Genomic DNA, 21,449 nt, shown 5'->3' on the forward strand with positions numbered 1-21,449 from the left:
GGTGCGGCTTTCCGGAAGCAGACTCCAGCTGGATTCATTCCACACCGCGCCGTTGACACCGCCCTCTGCCCCACTTAAGGAGAGGTCGGAGCCGATCGGTTCTGCTGTTTGTTTCCCGCACCGGAATCGATGAGCCTCGAGAGCTTTCGCGATGAACTGGCCAGCACAGCCTGCACGCTGGCGGCCCGGGGCAAGGGACTGCTGGCCGCCGATGAATCCACCGGCACGATCGGCAAACGCTTCGAGGCCATCGGTGTGGACAACACCGAGGCGAACCGCCGCGCTTACCGCAGCCTGCTGGCCACCACACCTGAGCTCAACGAGCACATCAGCGGCGTGATCCTGTTTGAGGAAACCTTGTTTCAAGACAGCGTGAATGCGCTGGGCGAACCAGGTGCGCCGCTCGTGGACTTGTTCCGCAGCAGCGGCATCGTTCCCGGCATCAAGGTGGACCAGGGTCTGGAGCCGCTGGCGGGCGGACTGGAGGGAGAGAGCTGGTGCACCGGCCTGAAGGGACTGCAGGAGCGGGCAACGCACGCCTATGCGCGCGGCGCCCGTTTCGCCAAGTGGCGGGCGGTGCTGAAGATTTCCGCCGAGGGATCCCCCTCGGATCTGTGCGTGCGCGAGAACGCCTGGGGCCTGGCCCGCTATGCGCGCACGGTGCAGGAGGCGGGGCTGGTGCCGATCGTGGAGCCGGAAATCCTGATGGATGGAGACCACGACATCGAAACCACTGCCGCCGTGCAGGAGTGGGTGCTGCGCACGGTGTACAGCGCCCTCAGCCACTGCGGTGTGTTCCTGGAGGGCAGCCTGCTCAAGCCGTCGCTCACCCTGCCGGGCACGGCCTGCGCCACCCCGCCCAGCCCCGACCTGGTGGCTGAGTACACCTTGCGCACGCTGGAGCGCACGGTGCCGGTGAGTGTGCCGGCTGTGCTGTTCCTCTCCGGTGGCCTGAGCGAAGAGGAGGCGAGTGTGTATCTCAACGGCATCAATCAAGCCACCACGCCAGCGCCGTGGCACCTGGGCTTTTCCTACGGCCGTGCGCTGCAGCAGTCGTGCCTGAAGCACTGGGCTGGCCACGATCTGGCCTCTGGCCAGCAGGCGCTGTTGGCGCGTGCCCGGGCCAATGGCCTGGCGTCTCAGGGCCTCTATGCGCCCGGCTCAGAACCCTCCGATGGTGCGCCGTTGTTTGAGGCGAATTACAGCTATTAGGGGTGGGTTTTGATACGACGTTGGTGCGTTCCGGGCTGTGGGGTTGAATGCCTGACGATCTGAGCGGTTGACTGCTCGAGGACCTGAGACCTTGGACGCTGGTCATGGATAAGGTCGTCGTCAGTTCCTGTATTGATTGACACCCATCTGCCGAATGGGTGGCAGATGGATGTTCTGCTCTTCCTTGATGGCCATGTAGGCAGGATGTAGATGGCAATGGCGTTTGGCTGTCGTGAGTGGCAGAAGGCAGTGGGAGCGCCCAGATCCCTCTTGGCTGTGATGGCAAACGTCTGGAGAGAGTCTAAGATTGAACACTATCAGTTGATCTCGTTGTGGCCTCAGTTGATTGCGGCGGATTCCTGCATCGCTACTTCTTGGAAAACTCTTCCAAGCTCATGCATAAATGGATTCATTACTTTGATATCTATGAGCGACATTTCTCAAGATTCCGCAACGCCGCTCCGGTGATCCTTGAGATCGGGGTTTTTGGTGGCGGTTCTTTGGCTATGTGGAAGGAGTATTTCGGTCCCGGCGCACAGGTTCTTGGTCTTGACATCAATCCAGAATGCAAGCAGCATGAGGGCGAAGGTGTTGAGATCTTCATTGGTAGCCAGGATGATCCTGCGGTGATCGAGCGGATCCTCAGTCGCTATCCACGAATCGATATTGTCTTGGATGATGGCAGCCATCGGATGAGCCACATGGTCTCTTCGTTTGAATTGCTTTATGAACGCATTCATCCCAGAGGCGTGTACATGGTGGAAGATACGCATACTTGCTATTGGGATGAGTATGAAGGTGGAATTGGAAGATCGGGGAGCTTTATAGAGCTCGCGAAGGGAAAGATTGATGAGATCAATGCCGTGCATACGCGGGGTGCCTTGCCGATTTCCTCATTCACCCGCACCACAGACTGCATCTCGATCTACGACAGTGTGGTCGTCTTTGAAAAGCAACCTCAAGGTACGAGGCAGGCGCCGATTACAGAGCCATTATGATGTTTCGTCTTCAAGCGATGGGATCAATTTCTGGCTTTTGGTCTTGTGGGATCGTTGGTCTTTTCCTTGGATCATTGAATTGATCATCGATCTTCAAATTGCTTCGCGGAGTTGCGGCGCGTTGTGGTCAGGTGTTTTTTCACAGAGCTGAGCCCAGGTCTTGTGAAGGCTCCACGACGGTCGGTCCGATCGGGAGGATACCTGCACACTTGTCAGCGAGAACCACGGGATCGAACACATCGGCTCTGCTGCCAATTGATCGTCAGCGACCATCTGGCTGATTATCTTTGGCCCATCTCCCCCACACCATGACCATGGTGATCTCAGCGCTCCAGCATCACCTCCTGCTCAGGATTCAGTCTTCCAACAAAAGCCTGCTGGCTTTTCACTTTCCTCCCATACAATCCAGCTCCCGGCTGGATCGGTGCGAGCGTGGGCCTGCTTCTTGTTTTGGTGGCGATCGGCCTGGTTGACAGTCTGTCGATGGTTCCCCTGGCTCTGGTGCCGATGACGGTGGCGCTTGGTAGCCGTCGTCCCGTGGCCCTTGCGGGTTCGTTTGTGGCGGGGGTTTATGTGGTGTATGTGTGCTTTGGCCTTTTGTTGTTGTTAGGAGCAGAAGCCTTCACAGCGCACTTCGGTGCAGGTCTTGCACGTCTCTGGAATCAACCCCAGGCACTGGAGTTGGTGATTCAGATCCTGGTGGGACTGTTGCTGCTGGCCTCCCCCTGGCTCATGCAGCGATCAACCACCGCCAAACCACAGGAGGCCCCAGCAACCGGCAATTCACCGGCCGCCATGGCGGTGCTCGGGGGCAGCTTGGTGTTGGTGGGCCTTCCGGGCGCCGTGCCCTACCTCGCGGCTGTGGAGCGGATCGTGCAATATGACCCACAGGGGCTGGCGGGAGTCGCCTATCTCCTCGTTTACAACCTCATCTTTGTGCTGCCTCTGCTCAGCCTGATCGGGCTGCGTTTCCTCTTTCCCCAGCGGGCCGGCAGGATCTTTCAGTCGTTGGCCTCGCTCAGTCTGTCGGTGCTGCCGAAGCTCACAGCGGCGGTGGTGGTGGTGCTTGGCTTGGTGCTGGTGGCCGACGGCATCGGTTGGTTTCTCGGTCATCCCTTGCTGCCGGTGTCGAGCTGACGTGCACGAGTGGTTCATTCACCTGTGCCAGCTACGGTCCATCTCCGATCACCATGGTTTTGCATCCACAGGCCAGAGGATGGAAACCTCAACCCATCAGCAGAACCATCAGGAGCAGGCTCAGTCCCTGCCTGGCCTCAGTCCCTGCCTGGCAGTGGCTGGCAAGCTGCTGCCGCGCTTGTTCGTGATGTGGTTAGCGCGGAGTAGGCCTTTACCAATGATGACACTTGCCAGACAGGTGGGCCTCATTCAGTTATGTTTGCGCTTCGGATGATCGGTGTAGTCATGGGGTTGCAATCTATGTTTCGCAAGTCCTTGCGCTTGCTTCGTTCTGCCAGGCCTGTTCGGCGTTCGTTCCGTCTTCCGGGTGAATCTTCGCGGCCTCTTTCGGCGGCTTGTTCGGCGCCACACTCCTTGCAAAGGTCTGCGCGCCGCTGGTGGGCCATCCCCTTGCTGGTGATTCCGTTCACAGTGGCGCAGGCCCCAATCGCCTCCGCTCAGTCCACGAAGTTTGCCTTGGCCTGCATCGGCACCGAAACCGGTTATTCCGTGAATTTCGCTTATCGCTGGGGCAGCTCAGGTGAGTGGACGTCTGCCACCGTGGCACCCGGAAAGTGGCTGAAATTGACCTGGAACTACAAGTTTGCAGGCGAGAATAAATCGCCTGCGCTCAATGTGCGCTACGACGACAACACCACCGGCGTCACCAATATCGTACGCACCCCTCTGAAGGCTTACGCGGCCACCCAATCCGATTGCGAAGACCAGGGTAAAACCTTCAACTTCTACCAGCGAGGCACGGAGCTGTACATCTCCGAGGAAGACTGACCACCGGCTTCGCTGATGGGGCGGCCTTACCTTCCCGACCATTGCTGCTGCCGCCACGTCTGTCGTCGCTGCTGCTGCCTCCCTGCTGCAGGCAGTGGTTCTCCCCTGTGCGTCTGCTCTACAGTTGCTCTGACAGTTCTGGGGTTTGGGTGATGGGCTCAGTGCCTTTCATAACCTTGGGCTCAATGCTTTGCATGGCCTTGGGCACTGGCGCTCATCCACCCAGGCAGCTGTGCAAGCAGCTTTGCATCAGGAGTGATCAGTGCAGCGACGCCGGGCCCTGTTTCTCTCCCATGGTGGTGGTCCATTGCCTTTGCTTGGTGATGCGGCCCATGCCGAAATGGTTGCTTGCCTGACAACCATTGCCGCCACGATCGAGCGGCCTTCCGCCATCCTTGTGGTGAGTGCCCATTGGGAAGAGCAGCAACCCAGTGTGACTGCCGGCGCGAATCCGTCGCTTCTCTACGACTACAGCGGATTTCCAAACGAGTCGTACGAGATTCAGTATCCATGCCCAGGTGATCCGCCGCTGGCGTGCGCCATCGCTGCGGCGCTGGCTGAAGTTGGCATCGAGGCCCGCCTCACGACCACGAGAGGATTGGATCATGGCCTGTTCGTGCCTCTGAAGATCATGTTTCCCGCGGCAGAGATCCCGTGCGTGCAGCTGTCTTTGCTTCGCAGCCTGGACCCTGCCCAGCATCTGGCCCTGGGCCGTGCCCTGCAAGGCCTGGCAGATCCGGGGTTGCTGCTGATCGGTTCGGGCTTCTCCTTCCACAACATGAAGGCCTTCTTCACGCCCGATACAGCTGAATCCAAGGCGATGAATGGGGCCTTCGAGAACTGGTTGCTCGACACCTGTTCCAACCGCCAGCTCGCTGAACAGGAGCGCAGCCAGCGTCTGCTCCATTGGCAGGACGCCCCTTTTGCCCGCTACTGCCATCCCAGGGAAGAGCATCTTCTGCCGCTGCATGTCTGCTATGGCTATGCGGCCTCGGCCTGTTCCAGCAGCTACGAACTACAGATCCTTCACAAGCGAGCGTGCATGGTGCTCTGGGAGGTTGAGGCCTAGGAGGCTGCTGACACTGTCTGGGGAAGCCGGGTGATGCGGGGTGAACACTTCAAATCCATCTCCTGCTGCGCCCCTGAATGACTGCCGCTCGCCGAGATACGGCTTGAAGTGCCTCTCTGTTGAACCTCACGGAATTGCAACGGGAGCGCCCAAACGTTGTTCCGCAGCTTCCCAGCTGTGCTTTCCCATCGGGGTTGTTCATGCCTGCAGCTGAGCCACCCGCTGCGGGGCGGGTGAGGCCCACAGATTCATGGCATGATGCTCATCATGCGATACGCCGACGGTCACAAGCAAGCTGTGCGTGAGCGCATCCTGCGCGCTGCCGCTGCTGAGTTACGCCGTCAGGGGCTCTCGGGTATCGGCATCCCGGCGCTGATGAAGCAGGCCGGCCTCACCCATGGCGCCTTCTATTCCCATTTCCAGAGCCGCGATGCCCTGGTGGCTGAAGCCATCCGCACGGCAGCCGCCGCCAGCGCCGAGGGCCCGCTGGCTGAGGAGCTTTCGCTGGAGCAGAGCCTTGCCTCCTACCTCTCGCCCGAGCACGTCGCTCACCCGGAGCGGGGCTGCGTGATCGCGGCGCTTGGGGGTGAGGGGGGTCGCCAGCCGGCGTCCGTGCGCGCCGCCTTTGCCGCTGCGGCCCATGGGTTGCTCGCGGCGATCGAGCGCAAGTTGCCCGCCCGTCCGCCCGCCAAAGTGCCCTGCGGGGACGAGCCCGGCGATGCCACCCCCAGTGATGCAGCGCTGCAGCTGGCGTCGGCCATGGTGGGAGCGGTGCTGCTGGCGCGCCTGGTCGACGATCCCGTTCTGGCCAGGCGCCTGCTGGAGGCGGTGGCCCGCCCTGTTGGCTCCGGAGCCGGAGGTGGCTGAGCTGGGCCACGCCCCTGTCGGATCTGTCCCTCTCTTTATTTGCTCAATGGCATGACGCACGTCATGGCTAACACCTGGAACTGCCTTTCGCCTGCCGCTGCCTATCCCCGCCGCGCTCCAATCCACTCCCCGCCTATACACCAGCCGCGCTCCATCCGTTCCCCAGTCGTTCCAGTCGCTACCCAGCAATGACAGCCGCCCGTACCCGCCGTCAGCAGCGTTTTCTCAGCCGCTACGGACCCTGGGCCGTGGTGACCGGGGCCTCTTCCGGCATTGGCCGTGCCCTGGCCTGCCGCCTGGCGGAGACGGGGCTGAACCTGGTGCTGGTGGCCCGCAGCCGCCCTGCGCTCGATGGCCTTGCCGCCCAGCTCGCTGCCCGGCACGGCGTGCAGGTGCGCGTGCTGGATCTGGATCTGGCGCGGGACGACCAGCTCGCTGTGCTTCGTGCCGCCACGGATCCGCTGGAGGTGGGTCTGCTGGTGGCCGCCGCGGGTTTCGGCAGCTCGGGCCCCTTCCTCGATGCCGACCTCACCAGCGAAACCGAGCTGCTGATGGTGAACGGCCGAGCGCTGATGCAGGCCTGTTCCCATTTCGGGCGCCGCTTTCGCGCCCGGGGCCGGGGTGGTCTGGTGTTGCTCAGCTCGATCGTGGGCTTTCAGGGGATGCCCTACGCCGCCCATTACGCCGCCACCAAGGCCTACGTGCAGGCCCTGGCGGAAGCGCTGCAGGTGGAGCTCAGCGCCTGCGGCGTGGATGTGCTGGCGGCTGCGCCGGGGCCCACCCACAGCGGCTTCGCGAGCCGGGCCGGCCTGCGCCTTGGCCATGCTCTCGACCCCGAAGCGATCGCCCAGCCGATCCTTGAGGCCCTCGGGCGTCAAGGCACCGTGCTGCCCGGCGCCCTCTCCAAGCTGTTGACCTACGCCCTGGTCCCCCTGCCGCGCTGGGTGCGGGTGAGGATCATGGGCCAGGTCATGCGTGGGATGACCAGCACACACTCTCCAGCAACGAAGCCAAGCAGGAGCTGAAGAGCGAGGACCGGGAAGCAACAACTGAGGTGCAGCACCAGCAGCACCAGCAGTAGCTGAGGAGCAGCCTCGAAGCAGAAGGCCCGAACCGTTCCTCCCGACCTAAACTGTTCCTCCTGGAATGCCAAGGACTGCGCGGCGCCACCCTGTCGGGGTTCAGCCCAGCCTGGCGAGCACACCCACCAGGGCCATGACCAGCAGCACGATGCTGCTGGTGAAGCTGATCGCGAAACCGGCAGCCCGTTTCTCGGCCGCCTGGAGGTAGCCGACGGCGAAGGCCACGCGGCCTCCCACCCAGACGAAGCCCAGCGCTGTGGCCACCGGCTCACTGCTGAACGCCACCGCCAGCCAGAAGCAGGGCAGGAAGACCATCAGCTGTTCCAGAGTGTTCTGCTGCACCCGCAGCGCCCGCTCAAACGGTTCGGGACCCACCACCGAGGGCGGTTTGACGCCGTGCTTGACGCGAGCCGCGCCCACCAGCATCACGGTGGCAAGAAAGCCGACCATGGCCACGAGGGTGACCAGGGCCGGTAGTGGGGGAATCGGCATGTCCGCTCAGCGGGGAGATTCGATTCTCAGAGGGAGGTCGGAGCAGCAGTGGCTGCTCGGTTGAGGGGCACGCTGCTGGACATGGCCGCGCTGCCGGCGGCTGCGGCGGTCTGGGGCTGGCGGGCGCCGAGCAGGCCGCTGAGGATGCCGGCATCAAAGGAGAAGCGGCCCGGGCCGTTCAGCAGGATCGCCAGGCTGCCGCCCAGGTACAGCACCACCAGTTCCAGCACGTAGATGTTGAAGCCGCTGGTGAGGATGTGGTGGTAAGCCGCCACGCCCATCGTTCCGGCCAGGGCCAGCGCACCGATCGGTGTGAAGAAACCCAGGATCACGCACCAGGAGCCGAGGATTTCCGAGAAGCCCGCCACTTCGGCGAAGAACACCGGGAAGGGCAGGTGCAACGGCACCACGTAATTGGTGGCGAAGGTCTGCGGATCTGCCAGCTTCTCCTGGCCGTGGTGGATCATCATCGCGCCGATGGCCAGGCGCAGGATCAGCAGGCCGGTGTTGGCGAGGAAGCCTTCCCGCAGCACGTAACGGGACAGAAAGGAGGTCATGGGTGCAGCCGAAGCGGTGGTGAGGGGGGAAGAAGGGGGAAAGAGACGGGGGGCGGGAATTCTGAGAAAAGCGGAGCTGGCAGCGCCGGCTCAGAGCTGTCCCTGGGAAGGGCCGGCCAGACCGGCGGCCCAGAGGGCAACGGCCGCGGTGAGGAAACCGAGGAACACTTCCAGCAGGGTGAGGGTGGTCATGGACTTTTCATTTCTTTACACACGATGGCGCGACAGGTGAAGAAGTGTGAGGAGACCGGCTTGTGGGCGGGGTCGAGGTCGGGAGGTGGGGTCGGGGCCGAGCGGCTGCGGCGATGACGCGGGTGCGGACTTGGAGCCGTTGGGCCGCAGGAGGCGCCGTGCGCCTGAGCGATTGGTGCACGGAAGTGGCGCCGCACAGGAGCGCTGGAGGCAAGGCAGCGGCTGGCCCTGCGGCTGACTCGGTCTGGCCGTGTGCGGCTCTCGGCCGGGCCCGCGCCGGCCCGCGTCTCGCGACAGGATGTTTACATTCCGCAACATCGGTTCATGACCGTCGGCGAACTCTTCATCGAAACCCTCGCCACAGGGGTGATCACCCCGTCGGAGCTCGATTGGGTCGTGGCCCGTCAGCAGGGCTTTTCGCGGGTCGAGGAGGCCACGGCGCTGCGTCTCGGTCGCCTGCTGGACGACGGCGAAATCCAGCTGGGCTGCCGCCTCTCCTCCGCCAAGCTGCACAACGACCTGATCCGCCAGGAGTGGATCGAACCGCTCGGCCGCCGGCGCCATCGCCAGGGCTGAGTCCGCTCCCTTCTCCTTCTCCCCCGCCATGACCGCTGCCCCCGCCCCTGAAGCGGCCCCAGCTCCCGCCGCAGGAGTGGCCGTCGGCTGCCGCGCCCCTGCCGCGCTGCTGGAGCGCCTGGCCGGCCTGCCCGCCATGGGGCCGGGCCGTCGTCGCCTGGTGCTGCTGTGGCCCCAGCTCGGTGATTTCGACAGCCTCGAGTACGCCCAGGCGCTGGTGCCTGCCCTGCCCCGGCTGCAGTCCGCCGGCATCGAGGTGCTGGCCATCGGTATCAGCCATGGCCCCGGGCGTGAGCGCTTCTGCGCGTTCACCGGCTTCCCCCCGGAGCGGCTGCTGGTGGATTCCGAGCCCCGGCTGCACCGCGCCCTTGACCTGGCGGAGGGTCTGGGGGCCAGCGCCGGCCCCTGGCCAGGCCTGCTGCTGATGTGCGCCGGGATCAGCTCGCCGGGCACGCTGGCGGAAGTGCTGCGTGGCTACACCGGCGATCGCCGCACGCCGCTGCGGCCCTTCGAGCTGGCCACCACCCGGCTGCGCAACATGATCGAAGTGCTGGGCCATTGGCGCACCTATGTGCCCCGCGACGACTTCCTCACCCAGCGCGGCGGCACCTTCCTGATCGACGCCGACGACCGTCTGCTCGCCGTGCACCGCGATCCGGGGCTGCTGGGCTTCTCGGCCACCATGCACCGGCCGCTCCAGTTTCTCGAGCCCTTTCTGGAGGGGGAAGCGCTCCCGGATTGAGCGTGTTCTGGCGGCACAGGCGGCTCAGGGATTGAGCGCCTCGCACTGCCAGCCGGTGGCTTCCCGCCAGCGCTGACGGCGGTGCGGTGTGCCGCTGAGCTCCAGCAACTCCACCTGCTGCACCGCAATGCGCAGCAGCAGAAAGTGGGGCGGCAAGGGCGTGCCGTCGGCCAGTTCGCTCGGAAACGCCGCCTGCGGATCGAGTGCCTGCCCCGGCGGCGGCCAGCCCCACAACGCCCGCCCCGCCGGGCTCAGCTGGCGCCAGTGCCGCTCGCGCGCCGCCAGCAGGTCTGCGCCGACCGGCAGCTCCAGGCGCCCGCGCAGGCGGAACTGGCTGCGGGCCTTCGGCAGCAGCCAGCAGAGTTCCACCGCCGGCTGGGTCGCCAGCTCCTCGGCTTTGGCGCTGCGCCCGTCGCTGAGCAGATCGAGCCGCACCGCATCTGCCCAGCCGCGGAACACCAGCGTGCGCACCCGTGGCGTGCCATCGGTGCCCACGCTGGCCAGCTGCAGCCAGCGCGCCGTCGGCGAGCGACCCTCCCGCTCCCGTGCACCGCGCAGCAACACGCGCCAGGCGGGTAGGGCGCTGCTGCTCAAGCGGCGCGCTCGCAGGCGTAGCTGATCACGCCCCCCTGTCGCTGCTGGAAGCGCGGCGCCGCCGGATCCTCCAGGCTCCACCACCACTTGCCGTCGGTGTAGCTGGGGGCGCCGGCGTTGTTGGTGCGCGGCAGCTGCAGCGTCACCCCACGCCACCGCAGCACCACGAACGCGCCCGGCACCGTGCCCGCCGCCGTGTTGGGAATGCCGATGGCATCAACGGCGCCGTTGTCGGCCAGGGCCAGCAGGGGATCGCCATCGCAGCGGTAAGCCTCGGGGCTCGCCGCCAGCGCCGGGGCAGGCGCCTGCAGGAGCGGCAGCAGCACCAGAGCCAGCACAGCAACCATCGCCGCTGCGGCGCGCCCGGCCGTGGCGAACCAGCGGCGGGCCGAGCGCCCGGCTTGGCGCGGCAGTGGCCCGGCCTGGCGCTGCAGTTGTTTCGCCAGGGCCTGCGGCCGGCACATCGGGGGCATGGGCGGCAGGCGGGGCTCAGCCATTGTCTTGCCTCCCTCGGGCCGCCGTGTCGGGACGCGCGTTCCACGCTGAAGACGAACGCCTACCCCCAGCCGTGGCCGTAGCTGAAGCCTCATTCGCTTCTGCAGCCTCACCGGTGGCCGCAGTTGAAGCCTCATGCGCTTCTGCAGCTTCCCCCAGCCCTGAAGTCGTGCCCACTGCTGGCGTGCCGGTAGGGCTCAGCAGCCCCATCAGGCGCTCGGCCAGGTGTTCGCCGCTGCGCCACGCCCCTTCGGCGCGGCCGAATCCAGGCCCGGCCAGGTAGTCACCGCAGAACGCCAGGCGGCTGTGGGCGCAGAGGCTGAGGTCGGCGGGCAACCCCTGGCCGCGGGGAAAAGCGGCGCTCCAGCGCATCAGCTGCCGCTCTCCCGCCGGCGGCTGGCCGTTCGCCTCAGGGAGCCAGGCGGCTAGCGCGGCCTGCACGGCGGCCGTGAGTTGCGCGATCAGGGCCTGCTCGCGCTCCGGGTCGAGCTTCACCCCCGGCAGCTGCACAGCGGCGGAGCCCGAGCCCACCGTCTGCAGATGGTCGGCGGCGAGCGCGGCGCTGGAGTGGGCCACCACCGCGCAGCGGCCCTGCGCACCGGGCTGGATCGACACGCGCCGCAGCCCCCAGCGGTGCTGGGCGCCGGCTTCGAACTCCAGCAGGCGAAACGGCAGGGCCAGCCAGGGTTCCGCCGCCGCCCCCTCCAGCTGCCAGATCAGGTTGCTGCAAGGCTCCGCGCCCAGGGTGGCGATCACGCGCAGCGCCGCCGCCAGCTGCGGGTCGCCGGCCGCCAGCGCCGCCAGCGGTGCGGGTGCAGCTCCCAGCAGGGCCCGCCCGCGCGGATGCACCAGCAGGGTGCCGCTCAGCACGAGCCAGTCGGCGTCTGCCAGGTGTTCGCCATCGCCGCCGAGCAGGCGCCAGCCGCCGCCTGCCCGTGGTTCCAGCCGCTGGATCAGGCGGGAGCTGTGCAGCGTGCAGCCGGCGCCGGCCAGGGCCAGCAACCCGGCACACACCTGCTCCATGCCACCGCGGCCGCGGTAGCGGCTGCCCTGCAGCAACGGCTCCGGCCCGATCGGCTGCAGGGCGCCGCTGGCATCAAGGCGGGCGCAGGGTTCAGGCCAGGGTTCGATCCAGCCACCCGCCAGCAGTGGCGCCAGCAGCGCCGGCGGCGGATCGGTGGTGATGGTGAGCAGTGGAGCACCGTGGTCGGCCCGCCGCTGCGGATCGTGGCGGGAGTGGCGGGTGCTGGCGCGACCGCCGGGCCCACGCCCGGCTTCCCAGAGGGTGATCGGTGCCGGCCAGCCCAGCTGCGTCAGCTGGGCGGCGAGGGCGCATCCGGCCAGCCCCGCGCCGACGATGGCCAGCTGCGGGCTGCTCGCCTCAGGGGGCATGGACGCGGAGCAGTTGGGCGCCGTAGTCCTCGCTGAACATGGCTTGCAACTGCCAGGCCTCCAGCAGGGTCTTGGCGATGGCGCGCAGGGCTTCGATGTCGTCGCAGTCGTCGATGGTGCGCGAGTGCATCGCCACGGTGAACTCGCGATCGAGGGAGAGGGGAGTAGCCACAGCGTTTTTATAAAACGTTACAAAGCTCGATGCCTTGCTGTGGGTCGGCTCACCGCACCATCCGCTGCTTGCTGCTCACCAGCGCCAGCCCCTGGAGGCCATGTCTCACCAAGTGACGCCGTGCAGCTTCGGCAGCGGTGCTGTCTGGCTGGTGACGGCGTAGAGCTGGGGAATGTTGTGGCTGTTGTAGACGCGGAATTCACGCACCAGCGACGCCCCTTCCTCGCGCACCGCCTGGTTCAGCACCAGCGAGCCATCCGGGTCGGACACCGAGCGGTGGAAGGTGCCGGGCGGAATGCGCAGGATGTCGCCGCCGGTGTCGAGCCGAACGATGTGGAACGGGTAGTTCCAGCCCAGGTTCACCAGGAAGAAGGTGCGGCCGCCGTGCATGGCCAGCAGGTTGTCTTCCTGATGGGGATGCAGATAGAACTGCCACGCCCCGGTGGCGGGGTCGTCGGGGGGGCTCACGGCCGGCCCGGTGTGCACCACCAGATCCCTCGCATTCGAGGTGGGCACGGTGATATCGAAGAAGCGGACCGCCGGGGTATCGCGAAACTTCTCGTAGGGGATCAGCTCAAACATCGGCGCCGGCCGGGGCGAGCGATGCGGGCCCTGTGGCAGAGCGGTTGTGGTCATTGGGGCCACACCGGGCGGAACCGGCGTCAGACGGTGGTCTACCTAAACGATCATCACACTCAGTTGAACGTTTCAACCACTACGGAATGACGTTTTGGGACCGGAAACCGTTCCGGTTGGTTGAATGCGCCACAGAGCTTCAACCGTTGCAAGCGCCGCCGCTGCCCCCTTCCTGCTGACGCCGCTGCTGCCCGCCCCGGCCCTGGCCCAGAGCCAGCGCACGGCCCCCCGCCACCAGCCGCCCCACCGTGTCGGTGCCGGCCTTCAAGAACACGGTCACCCAGCAGACCTGGTGGTGGAGCGCGCCAACCTCAAGGAGGTGCTCTCCGAGCAGGAGCTCAGCGAGCTCGGCATCGTGCGCAAGGGGCCCAACGCCGCCCAGAAAGGCCAGCTCCCAGGGCGTGAGCCTGTTGCCGGCCGCCAAGGCACTGCGCGCCGCCTTGATCGATCCCTCCAGCTACGTGAGCTGCCTGGTCCCGCCCACCGATGGCTGCATGGAGGCGTTTGAGGCCCAGGACCGTCAGCGGCGCGAGCGCACCCGCGGCGTGCTCCAGCTCGACTGAGCGCCGAAGGCCAGCCGGGTGTACCGCCGTGCTGAACTCCCGCGTTCAGAAGGGGATCGGCATGTCCACGGCGGCCGGTGCTGGGGCGCAGCCAGCCACCCGCTCCTCCACCACCTGGCCCACCACCACGATCGACGGCGACTGGAACCCCTCCGCCGTCACCCGCGCTGCCAGGCTGCCGAGGTCGGCGATCAGCTGGCGCTGGCCGCTCACGGTGCCCTGCTGGATCACGGCGGCGGGGGTGGTGGACGCCAGGCCGCCCGCCATCAGTTCCTCGCAGATGCGTGGCAGGTTGTGCAGGCCCATGTAGATCACCAGGCCGTCGCTGCAGCGGGCCAGGCCGCGCCAGTCCACCCCGGGGCGCCCTTTGTCGATCTCCTCGTGCCCCGTCACGAAGGTGACGCTCGAGCCGGCGCGCCGATGGGTGACCGGAATGCCCGCATAGGCCGGCGCCGCGATGCCGGCGGTGACCCCCGGCACCACTTCCACAGCCACGCCATGGCGGGCCAGGTGCGCCGCTTCCTCACCGCCCCGGCCGAACAGGAACGGGTCGCCTCCTTTCAGGCGCACCACCAGCCGATGCCGCCGGGCCAGCTCCACCAGCACGGCATTGGTGCTCGGCTGTGGCACGGAATGGTGCCCGCGCCGCTTGCCCACGAAATGGCGCTCACAGCCGGCCGGCGGCAGATCGAGCAGGGCCTTGGGCACCAGCGAGTCGTAGACGAGGGCATCGCACTGGCTGAGCAGCCGGTGGGCCTTGAGCGTGAGCAGCTCGGGATCGCCCGGCCCTGCCCCCACCAGATAAACCTTGCCGCTGGCAGAAACGCCGCTGGAAGGGGAAACGTCGTCCGGCAGGGGCGTGGCTGTCATGGCAGCGCCGCGAGCTGCTCCAGCAGCACCCGCTGCAGGCGCGGCCGCTGCAGCAAGGGGGGGCCGAGCTCCAGCGGCAGGCTGTCCGTGAGGCGGTTGGCGGCCAGCGCCAGAGCAAGGACAGGGCTGCGGATCGCCAGTTGGAGCTCCTGTGGATCTGGCGCACTGTATGAAGCGGGCCGGCAAGCGGCACCGGTGATCCTGCTCAGGTGCTGCAGGTAGCGCCGGCCCAGCGCCCCGTCCAGGGGGTGGTGCAGCAGCAGCGGCGCTGCGGCCGCCCCCTGTCCCAGCTCCTGAACTTCCTGCGCCAGGGCCTGCTGCCAGCAGCGCCAGGCCCCCAGAAACGGCAGCCGGTGCAGCGGACCCGCCTGACGCCAGCGGGCGGCGATCGCCGGCAGGTCGTGCCGCACATGGCCGCCTGGCACGAGGAACAGGGGCACCAGCGTGGCGCCCTCCGGTCCCTCCGGCCGCGGCGGCAGGGGTGCATGGGGCGACCCCTCCGCTGCGGTGAGCGCCAGCAGCCGCACGCTGGCGCCGCGCCGTTGCTCCAGCGTGTCGCGCAGGGCCAACAGGTCGTCCGGGATCAGACCACCGCTGCGGCCGTGCACCAGTAGGAGCAGAGGGCTGGGCGGCAGGGCGTGCAGGCGGCGTTGCCGCCGCGCCGCCACGGCCGGATCGAGCCGGTCTGCCGCCAGGCCCAGCAGCAGCGCCCGCCCCCGGGGCAGGCGGGCCAGCAGGTCGACGGCGTCGGCGGCCAGCTGGGGGTCGAGATCGGCCGCCAGCTGCGCGAGCGTGCGGCGCAGCGCCGGCAGCGGCCAGCTGGACAGGCCCACCGCCAGCCCTTCCAGCGCCGCGCGGCGTAGCGCCGCCGGGCCCGGTGCCAGCGCCAGCCGGCTGAGCAGGGCGGCATCGGCGGGATCCCGCTGGTGGCCGAGCAACGGCAGCAGCAGGGGGGCTTGCTGCGGAGAGCTCGCCAGCGCCTGCCGCAACAGCTCGGCGCAGCTGGCCTCGCGCCGCCGCCCGATCCGCTCGCCCAGGGCCGGATCGGGCGGCTCCTGCCGCAACCACCAGGCCAGCAACCGGGGCGCACTGCTGGAATCCACCCGCTCGGCCAGCACGGTGAGCAGGTCAGCCTCCGCGGGCAGGCTGCCCGCTTCCAGCGCCTTGAGCCAGGGGGCCAGCTCCAGCTGCGGCCGGCGCCGGAGGTGCTGCAGCCACGGCCAGCGGGCGGGATCACCCGCCGGTGGCAGCTGGGCCGGATCGCCGCTCGGATCGCCGTCGCGAGGCAGCATCGGGTTCGCGGTGGCTGGCTGGTTGGCTGTTCTAGCAATCAGCAGCCTGCGCCACCGGCCCACTGCGGGTCAGGCCGGCAGCGCCCGCGGCCGGGCGCCGAACCGCTCCACCAGGATCTGCTCCAGCGCTTCGGGCAGCTCGCTGAGCGGAATGCCCTTGTCGTGCAGCTCCGCCAGCCGGGGATCGGCCGCCATCGAGCCGCCCAGGAACACCTTCACCGCTTCCACCATTTCGCCGTCCTTGCGGGCCTTGGCCCCCATCAGCCCGATCGAACCCATGTAGGGCTGGCCGCAGGCATTGGGGCAGCCGGTCCAATGGGTGCGCACGCCGTGGGGCACCTCCAGGCGCCGCTCCAGTTCCTCCACCACCGCCTGGGCCGTGCTCTTGGTGGGGATCAGCGCGAAGCTGCAGTAGCGGTTACCGGTGCAGCTCACCGCTTCCGCCGCCAGCGCACCGGGATCCACGCGGAAGTGCCGCAGCAGCGGTTCGGCCAGCAGCGCCTCCAGCCGATCGCCCGGCACATCGGCGATCAGGGCGTTCTGGCTTTCGCTCAGGCGCAGCCCGCCGCTGCCGTAGGTGCGGGCCAGCCGGGCCAGGTCGCCCATCCCATCAGCGTGCAGCCGACCCATCGGCACATGCAGGCCCACCCAGTGCAGACCCGGCTGCTTCTGGGCGTGCACGCCACAGATGTCCCGCGGTGCGCGGCACACCAGATGGGAGCCGTCATGGGGCACCAGGGCGGCGGCGGCAGCAGCGCCGGCCACGGCGCCGTAGCTCTCCACCACCTCTGCCCGGTAGCTGTCGAGCCCGAGCGCATCGATCAGATACATCAGGCGGGTCTTGTTGCGGTTGCTGCGGTCGCCCTGCCGTTCGTAGTGACGCAGCACCGCGAGCGTGAAGGCCGGCAGCTGATCGGCCTGCAGCCACAACCCCAGCGGGATCGCCAGCTCGTTGCGCTGGGCTGAGAAGAAGCCGCCCACCATCACGGTGAAGCCCAGCGTGCCGTCGTGGAACGCGGGCAGAAAGGCGAGGTCGTTGTGCAGCAGGAAGGAGTCGGGGGCGCCGCCCACCGCCACGTTGAACTTGCGCGGCAGGTTGCGCGGACCGTCGGGCCCCAGCACCGCCGCCTGGATGCGGTCCACCAGCGGCCGGGTGTCGATGAACTCCTCGGGGTCGATGCCGGCCAGGGGGTTGCCGGTCACGTTGCGGGGGTTGTCGTGGCCCGACTGGCGGCTGGTCAGGCCCACCCGCTCGAGCGCCGCCATCAGCGGCGGCATGTCCTCCAGCAGCAGGCCGCGCAGCTGGATGTTCTGACGGGTGGTGATGTCGGCGCTCCCGTGGCTGCCGCAGCGATCCACGGCCTCTGCCAGCACGTCCAGCTGGTCGGCGTGGATCACGCCGTTGGGCAGCCGCAGCCGCAGCATGAAGCGCCCGGGCGTGACCGGCCGGAAGAAGATGCCCAGCCACTTGAGATGGATGGTGAGGGTGGCCTCATCGAGGGATTCCCAGCCTGCGGCGCTCAGTTCACTCAGCCGCGGCGCCAGATCCAGACCACAGAAGCCGGCCTTGGCCTGCTCCACCTTGTTGAGCGTCGCCATGGAGGGAAGGGAAACGAGAGGGGAAACACCGATCGGGCCGCCGGCCGCATGGCGCGGGAACCCCTGCAGAGTTCGCAGCGGGCCTCCGCATGCCTAATGATCGGATTCCTCACCCTTTCAGCCGGAGCGCCGAAGTCTTGTCGCAGATGGTACCGATTTCTGCCGTGAAGGGCGCCAGCGCCCCAGGCGCCGGCCGCCGCCCGGCGCTGGCGCCGGAGGTGCTGCGCTTCCGCGAGCTGCTGGCCAAGGTGGGCAGCGGTGAGCACACCAGCACCGGCCTGACCCGCGCCGAGGCTCGCGAAGCCACCGATCTGATGCTGCTGGGGCCGGTGAGCGATGCCCAGCTGGGGGCGTTCCTGATCGCCCATCGCATTCGCCGGCCGTCGCCGCTGGAGCTGGCCGGCATGCTCGACAGCTACCGCGAGCACGGCCCGGTGCTGCGTACCCCCGGCCAGCGGCCGCTCTGCTTCGGGGTGCCGTACGACGGTCGCAGCCGCACCGCGCCGCTGCTGCCGATGCTGGCCCTGCTGCTGGCGGCCGCCGGCCAGCCGGTGGTGCTGCACGGCGGAGCTCCGATGCCGGTGAAGTACGGCATCAGCCTCGCCGAGCTGTTCGCTGCCCTCGGCATCGACTGGCGGCGGCTCAGCCTGGCCGACCTGCAGCAGCGGCTGGAGATCCAGGGCCTGGCTCTCACCCACCAGCCTTGCCATTTCCCGGCCGCCGAACGGCTGCTGCCGATCCGTGAGGACATCGGCAAGCGGCCGCCGGTGGCCAGCCTGGAGCTCCTCTGGACCCCCCACCAGGGGGAGCACCTGCTGGTGAGCGGCTTCGTTCATCCCCCCACCGAGGCCCGCGCCTGGGAGGCGTTGGCCCACGCCGGCGAAACCGATCTGCTCACGGTCAAGGGGCTGGAGGGCTCCACCGACCTGCCCACCAGCCGCGCCGGCATCACCGCCCGGGGCCGCGATGGCGTGATCAGCCGCCTGCTGGTCCATCCCCGCGACCATGGCCTCTGCGGCCCCGAGGTTCCCTGGCAGAACCTGGAGCTCTGGCGCGAGCAGGCGCTGGCGGCGCTGCAGGGCGAAGGACCGCTGGCGGAGTCGCTGCTGTGGAACCTGGGGGTGTACCTCTGGCTGGCCGAGCGCTGCGACAGCCTGCCGGCAGGGCTCGACCAGGCCCGCGCCCTGCTGGCCGCCCGCTGCGGCGAAAAGCTGCGCCAGGATCTTGCCCCATGAGCCTGCCTGCGCGCGCCAGCCACGACCGCTGCTTCGGCTTTGAGGCCGATTTCGTCGCTGATCTGCGCTGCCTGCCGATGGCGGTGCGGCGCAAGCTCGATCTGGCGGGAGTGAAGCTCAAGCTCAGCCACTGGCAGGCCCTGGGCGCAGCGGAGCGTGAGGGGCTGCTGGCCTGGCCCGATCAGCCCCTCGCGATCGAGGCCCTGCGCCAATGGCTGCTGCAACGCACGGCCGCCATGGCCGCCGGCCCGGCCCGGCCCCTGCCGCCGGCCCAGCTGGAAGCCCTGCCCAGTGCGGCCGACGGGGAGGCGCTGCCGGCGGTGCTGGCGGCAGCCTGCCGGCAGCTGGGCATGCCGCTCAGCCTGGCGCAATGGCAGGGCCTCGATGAACTGCAGCGCTTCGCCCTGGTGAAGCTCAGCCATCCGGGCCATGAGCACCGCAACCTGCCGCGGGCGCTACAGGAATTCGGGCTGTCGTGTGGCTGAACGCTGCACAGCCCGGCCATCGGTAACAACCGGCACCATCAATTGGACCCTGGCCGTGATGACGTAGTCGGGTTGGTCAGCCTGTGCGCCAACCTTGCCGGCTCGGTGCGCTTCGTTCATGAGGCCCGTCCGGATTGCGTGATCCGCATCCAGACCTTCGTGACACCCCAGCCCCATGCCGAACTTTTCGCGCCGTAAGTTCCTCGTGACCGCCGCCGGCACCACGGCCGGCGCCCTCTGGTTGAGCGCCTGCGGCGGCAAACAGCCCGACAGTGCCTCAGCGCCGGCCGCCAGCGGCGGGGGTGGGGATGTGGAAGTGAAGGGCGCCACGCTCGGCTTCATCGCCCTCACCGATGCGGCGCCGGTGATCATTGCCCAGGAAAAGGGCTTTTTCGCCAAGCACGGCATGCCCGAGGTGAAGGTGGTCAAGCAGACCTCCTGGGCCGCCACCCGCGACAACCTGGAACTCGGCACCAAGGGCGGCGGCATTGATGGCGCCCACATCCTCACGCCGATGCCGTTGTTGCTCACGGCCGGCAAAATCACCAAGTCGAACCAGCCGCTGCCGATGGTGACGCTGGCGCGCCTGAATCTGCAGGGGCAGGGCATCTCCGCGGCCGAGGCTTTCCTGCCCGAAAAGCTCACGATCGACAACAAGGCGGGCCTGGAGGCGGCCGTGGCCGCTGCAGGCGCCAAAGGCAAGAAGTTCAAGGCGGCGGTGACCTTCCCCGGTGGCACCCATGACCTCTGGATGCGCTACTGGCTGGCCGCTCATGGCATTGATCCCAACACAGCTGCCGACCTGGTGGTGATTCCGCCGCCGCAGATGGTGGCGAACATGCAGACCGGCACGATGGACTCCTTCTGTGTGGGTGAGCCCTGGAATGGGCGCCTGGTCAACAAGAAGCTGGGCTACACCGTGGCCCAGACCGGTGAACTGTGGAAGCTCCATCCAGAGAAGGCCTTCTCCATGCGAGCCGATTGGGTGGAGCAGAACCCCAAGGCCACTCTTGCCCTGCTGAAGGGCGTGCTGGAAGCTCAGATGTGGTGTGATGATCCCGCCAATCTTGACGAGATGTGCACCATTCTCGCCAAAGATAAATACATCAAGGCCACCGTCAACGACATCAAGCCCCGCCTGGCCGGCAATGTGGATTACGGCGATGGCCGGGTGGTGAAGGACAGCCCCTACAAGATGCGCTTCTGGGCCGACAGTGCCTCTTTCCCCTACAAGAGCCACGAGAAGTGGTTCGTGACCGAGGACATGCGCTGGGGGTATCTGCCCGCCTCTACGGATATCGATGCGCTGGTGAACAAGGTGAACCGCGCCGATCTCTGGAAGGAGGCCGCCAAAGCGATCGGCCAGGAAGCCTCCATTCCCGCCTCCGATTCCCGCGGCAAGGAAACGTTCTTTGATGGTGTGGTCTTCGATCCTGAAGATCCCAAGGCTTATCTCGACGCCCTCAAGATCAAAGCCCTGGCCTGAGCGGCTGTTCGTCACCATTGATCACCCCCACCCTTCATGACCCTCACCGCTGTGAACGGCAGGCGGCGCCAACGCCAAAGCCAACGCCGTTCCACCCTTCTCGCCACAATCCTCCCTTACCTGCTCTGCATCGGTGGGTTTCTGATCGTCTGGCAGGTGCTCTCCGGCCTGATGGGCGCCGATCGTCTGCCGGGGCCCATCAAGGTGGTGACAGACACCTGGGACCCTTACATCAGCCAGCCCTTTTTTGATGATGGCGGCACCAGCAAAGGGCTGGGCTGGCAGATTCTGATTTCTCTGCAACGGGTGGCCCTGGGCTATGGCCTGGCGGCCATCGCGGGCATCGCCATCGGTGGCCTGCTGGGCCTGAACCGGTTCGTGGGCAAGGGCTTCGATCCGGTGATCCAGGTGTTGCGCACGGTGCCGCCCCTGGCCTGGTTCCCGATCTCCCTGATGGTGTTTCAGAACGCCGATAAGTCGGCGATCTTCGTGATCTTCATCACCTCCATCTGGCCGATCATCATCAACACGGCCGTGGGCATCCGTGAGATCCCTCAGGATTACACCAACGTGTCGCGCGTGCTGCGGCTGCGCAAGCGCGCGTACATCCGGGAGATCGTGATTCCCGCCACCGTTCCCTATGTGTTCACCGGTCTGCGCATCGCCGTGGGCCTGGCCTGGTTGGCGATCGTGGCGGCGGAGATGCTCAAGGCCGATGGCGGCATCGGCTATTTCATCTGGGATGCCTACAACGCGGGCGGTGAGTCGAGTGCCAGCCAGATTGTGCTGGCGATTGTGTACGTGGGCATTGTCGGCCTGTGCCTGGATCGGCTGGTGGCGTTTGCCGGCCGGCGTGTGAGCAGCGGAGCCTCCTGAGC

25 protein-coding genes are annotated in these 21,449 nt (G+C 67.3%); 14 read left to right on the forward strand and 11 right to left on the reverse strand.

Annotated elements, in window-relative coordinates; translation table 11 throughout:
• Positions 1-129: 129 nt before the first annotated feature.
• The 7 genes from ACWJI3_RS06080 (at position 130) to ACWJI3_RS06110 (ending at position 7,136) form a co-directional block, all read left to right on the forward strand.
• A complete protein-coding gene (locus ACWJI3_RS06080) occupies positions 130-1,212 on the forward strand; it encodes a class I fructose-bisphosphate aldolase (protein WP_480203187.1) in 1,083 nt (360 codons plus the stop codon).
• A gap of 332 nt (positions 1,213-1,544) precedes the next feature.
• Positions 1,545-2,210 carry a class I SAM-dependent methyltransferase gene (locus ACWJI3_RS06085; protein ID WP_480203188.1) on the forward strand — a complete coding sequence of 222 codons (666 nt, stop codon included), beginning with the start codon at positions 1,545-1,547 and terminating at the stop codon, positions 2,208-2,210.
• Between the two features lie 432 nt (positions 2,211-2,642).
• Complete coding sequence (locus ACWJI3_RS06090) at positions 2,643-3,347, forward strand: GAP family protein (RefSeq protein ID WP_094514555.1); 705 nt, start codon at positions 2,643-2,645, stop codon at positions 3,345-3,347.
• 450 nt (positions 3,348-3,797) lie between these two features.
• Positions 3,798-4,175: a hypothetical protein gene (locus ACWJI3_RS06095; protein WP_094514557.1), complete on the forward strand. Its 378-nt coding sequence runs from the start codon at positions 3,798-3,800 to the stop codon at positions 4,173-4,175.
• Positions 4,176-4,515: 340 nt separating this feature from the next.
• Complete coding sequence (locus ACWJI3_RS06100) at positions 4,516-5,244, forward strand: DODA-type extradiol aromatic ring-opening family dioxygenase (RefSeq protein WP_480203189.1); 729 nt, start codon at positions 4,516-4,518, stop codon at positions 5,242-5,244.
• Positions 5,245-5,511: 267 nt separating this feature from the next.
• Positions 5,512-6,111 (forward strand): TetR/AcrR family transcriptional regulator, encoded by a 600-nt coding sequence (locus ACWJI3_RS06105; protein ID WP_480203190.1) that lies wholly within the window; start codon positions 5,512-5,514, stop codon positions 6,109-6,111.
• 188 nt (positions 6,112-6,299) lie between these two features.
• A complete protein-coding gene (locus ACWJI3_RS06110) occupies positions 6,300-7,136 on the forward strand; it encodes an SDR family NAD(P)-dependent oxidoreductase (RefSeq protein ID WP_480203191.1) in 837 nt (278 codons plus the stop codon).
• Between the two features lie 156 nt (positions 7,137-7,292).
• On the opposite strand, the gene ACWJI3_RS06115 is transcribed toward ACWJI3_RS06110, so the two are convergent.
• A complete protein-coding gene (locus tag ACWJI3_RS06115; protein ID WP_094514563.1) occupies positions 7,293-7,685 on the reverse strand; it encodes an MAPEG family protein in 393 nt (130 codons plus the stop codon).
• 26 nt (positions 7,686-7,711) lie between these two features.
• Positions 7,712-8,242, reverse strand: coding sequence for a DoxX family protein (locus tag ACWJI3_RS06120; protein WP_094514565.1), 531 nt, complete (start codon positions 8,240-8,242; stop codon positions 7,712-7,714).
• 516 nt (positions 8,243-8,758) lie between these two features.
• Here ACWJI3_RS06120 and ACWJI3_RS06125 point away from each other — a divergent pair.
• Together ACWJI3_RS06125 and ACWJI3_RS06130 are read left to right on the forward strand one after the other, a co-directional pair.
• Positions 8,759-9,010, forward strand: a complete 252-nt coding sequence (locus ACWJI3_RS06125; protein ID WP_094514568.1) for a hypothetical protein — start codon at positions 8,759-8,761, stop codon at positions 9,008-9,010.
• Positions 9,011-9,146: 136 nt separating this feature from the next.
• Complete coding sequence (locus ACWJI3_RS06130; RefSeq protein WP_094514632.1) at positions 9,147-9,752, forward strand: peroxiredoxin-like family protein; 606 nt, start codon at positions 9,147-9,149, stop codon at positions 9,750-9,752.
• Positions 9,753-9,776: 24 nt separating this feature from the next.
• Here the strand turns inward: ACWJI3_RS06130 and ACWJI3_RS06135 are convergent, their stop codons facing one another.
• The 6 genes from ACWJI3_RS06135 to ACWJI3_RS06160 form a co-directional block, all read right to left on the reverse strand.
• Positions 9,777-10,346, reverse strand: a complete 570-nt coding sequence (locus ACWJI3_RS06135; RefSeq protein ID WP_480203192.1) for a pyridoxamine 5'-phosphate oxidase — start codon at positions 10,344-10,346, stop codon at positions 9,777-9,779.
• Entirely contained in the window at positions 10,343-10,843 is a 501-nt protein-coding gene (locus ACWJI3_RS06140; RefSeq protein WP_480203193.1) for a hypothetical protein, read from the reverse strand. Before ACWJI3_RS06140 ends, ACWJI3_RS06135 begins: the two co-directional genes overlap by 4 nt.
• Positions 10,836-12,233, reverse strand: a complete 1,398-nt coding sequence (locus ACWJI3_RS06145) for an NAD(P)-binding protein (protein ID WP_480203194.1) — start codon at positions 12,231-12,233, stop codon at positions 10,836-10,838. Before ACWJI3_RS06145 ends, ACWJI3_RS06140 begins: the two co-directional genes overlap by 8 nt.
• Positions 12,223-12,405 carry a hypothetical protein gene (locus ACWJI3_RS06150; protein WP_480203195.1) on the reverse strand — a complete coding sequence of 61 codons (183 nt, stop codon included), beginning with the start codon at positions 12,403-12,405 and terminating at the stop codon, positions 12,223-12,225. The genes ACWJI3_RS06145 and ACWJI3_RS06150 overlap by 11 nt, the downstream gene beginning before the upstream one ends.
• 105 nt (positions 12,406-12,510) lie before the next feature.
• The gene (locus ACWJI3_RS06155; protein ID WP_094514580.1) at positions 12,511-12,987 is read right to left on the reverse strand and encodes a redox protein; all 477 of its coding nucleotides are present in this window, start codon (positions 12,985-12,987) and stop codon (positions 12,511-12,513) included.
• 193 nt (positions 12,988-13,180) lie between these two features.
• Complete coding sequence (locus ACWJI3_RS06160) at positions 13,181-13,321, reverse strand: hypothetical protein (protein WP_480203196.1); 141 nt, start codon at positions 13,319-13,321, stop codon at positions 13,181-13,183.
• Between the two features lie 121 nt (positions 13,322-13,442).
• Here ACWJI3_RS06160 and ACWJI3_RS06165 point away from each other — a divergent pair, with 121 nt between their 5' ends.
• Entirely contained in the window at positions 13,443-13,604 is a 162-nt protein-coding gene (locus tag ACWJI3_RS06165) for a hypothetical protein (protein ID WP_480203197.1), read from the forward strand.
• A gap of 45 nt (positions 13,605-13,649) precedes the next feature.
• Here the strand turns inward: ACWJI3_RS06165 and cobA are convergent, their stop codons facing one another.
• The 3 genes from cobA to ACWJI3_RS06180 all read right to left on the reverse strand — a co-directional run bounded on the left by cobA (position 13,650) and on the right by ACWJI3_RS06180 (position 17,365).
• The gene (gene cobA, locus ACWJI3_RS06170) at positions 13,650-14,474 is read right to left on the reverse strand and encodes a uroporphyrinogen-III C-methyltransferase (protein ID WP_094514585.1); all 825 of its coding nucleotides are present in this window, start codon (positions 14,472-14,474) and stop codon (positions 13,650-13,652) included.
• Positions 14,471-15,766 (reverse strand): CbiX/SirB N-terminal domain-containing protein, encoded by a 1,296-nt coding sequence (locus ACWJI3_RS06175; RefSeq protein ID WP_480203198.1) that lies wholly within the window; start codon positions 15,764-15,766, stop codon positions 14,471-14,473. The genes cobA and ACWJI3_RS06175 overlap by 4 nt, the downstream gene beginning before the upstream one ends.
• Before the next feature lie 69 nt (positions 15,767-15,835).
• On the reverse strand, positions 15,836-17,365 hold the full coding sequence (locus tag ACWJI3_RS06180) for a ferredoxin--nitrite reductase (RefSeq protein WP_480203199.1): 1,530 nt from the start codon (positions 17,363-17,365) through the stop codon (positions 15,836-15,838).
• A 146-nt stretch (positions 17,366-17,511) separates the two neighbouring features.
• Between ACWJI3_RS06180 and ACWJI3_RS06185 the strand changes: the two genes are divergently transcribed.
• The 4 genes from ACWJI3_RS06185 to ntrB all read left to right on the forward strand — a co-directional run bounded on the left by ACWJI3_RS06185 (position 17,512) and on the right by ntrB (position 21,447).
• Positions 17,512-18,600, forward strand: a complete 1,089-nt coding sequence (locus ACWJI3_RS06185; protein ID WP_480203200.1) for an anthranilate phosphoribosyltransferase — start codon at positions 17,512-17,514, stop codon at positions 18,598-18,600.
• Positions 18,597-19,085, forward strand: a complete 489-nt coding sequence (locus ACWJI3_RS06190) for a nitrate reductase associated protein (RefSeq protein WP_480203201.1) — start codon at positions 18,597-18,599, stop codon at positions 19,083-19,085. The genes ACWJI3_RS06185 and ACWJI3_RS06190 overlap by 4 nt, the downstream gene beginning before the upstream one ends.
• 175 nt (positions 19,086-19,260) lie before the next feature.
• Positions 19,261-20,571: a CmpA/NrtA family ABC transporter substrate-binding protein gene (locus tag ACWJI3_RS06195; protein WP_480203202.1), complete on the forward strand. Its 1,311-nt coding sequence runs from the start codon at positions 19,261-19,263 to the stop codon at positions 20,569-20,571.
• Between the two features lie 36 nt (positions 20,572-20,607).
• The gene (gene ntrB / locus ACWJI3_RS06200; RefSeq protein ID WP_480203203.1) at positions 20,608-21,447 is read left to right on the forward strand and encodes a nitrate ABC transporter permease; all 840 of its coding nucleotides are present in this window, start codon (positions 20,608-20,610) and stop codon (positions 21,445-21,447) included.
• The last annotated feature ends 2 nt before the right edge of the window (positions 21,448-21,449 follow it).

This window comes from Marcopretia estuarina LEGE 06307 (assembly GCF_056633115.1).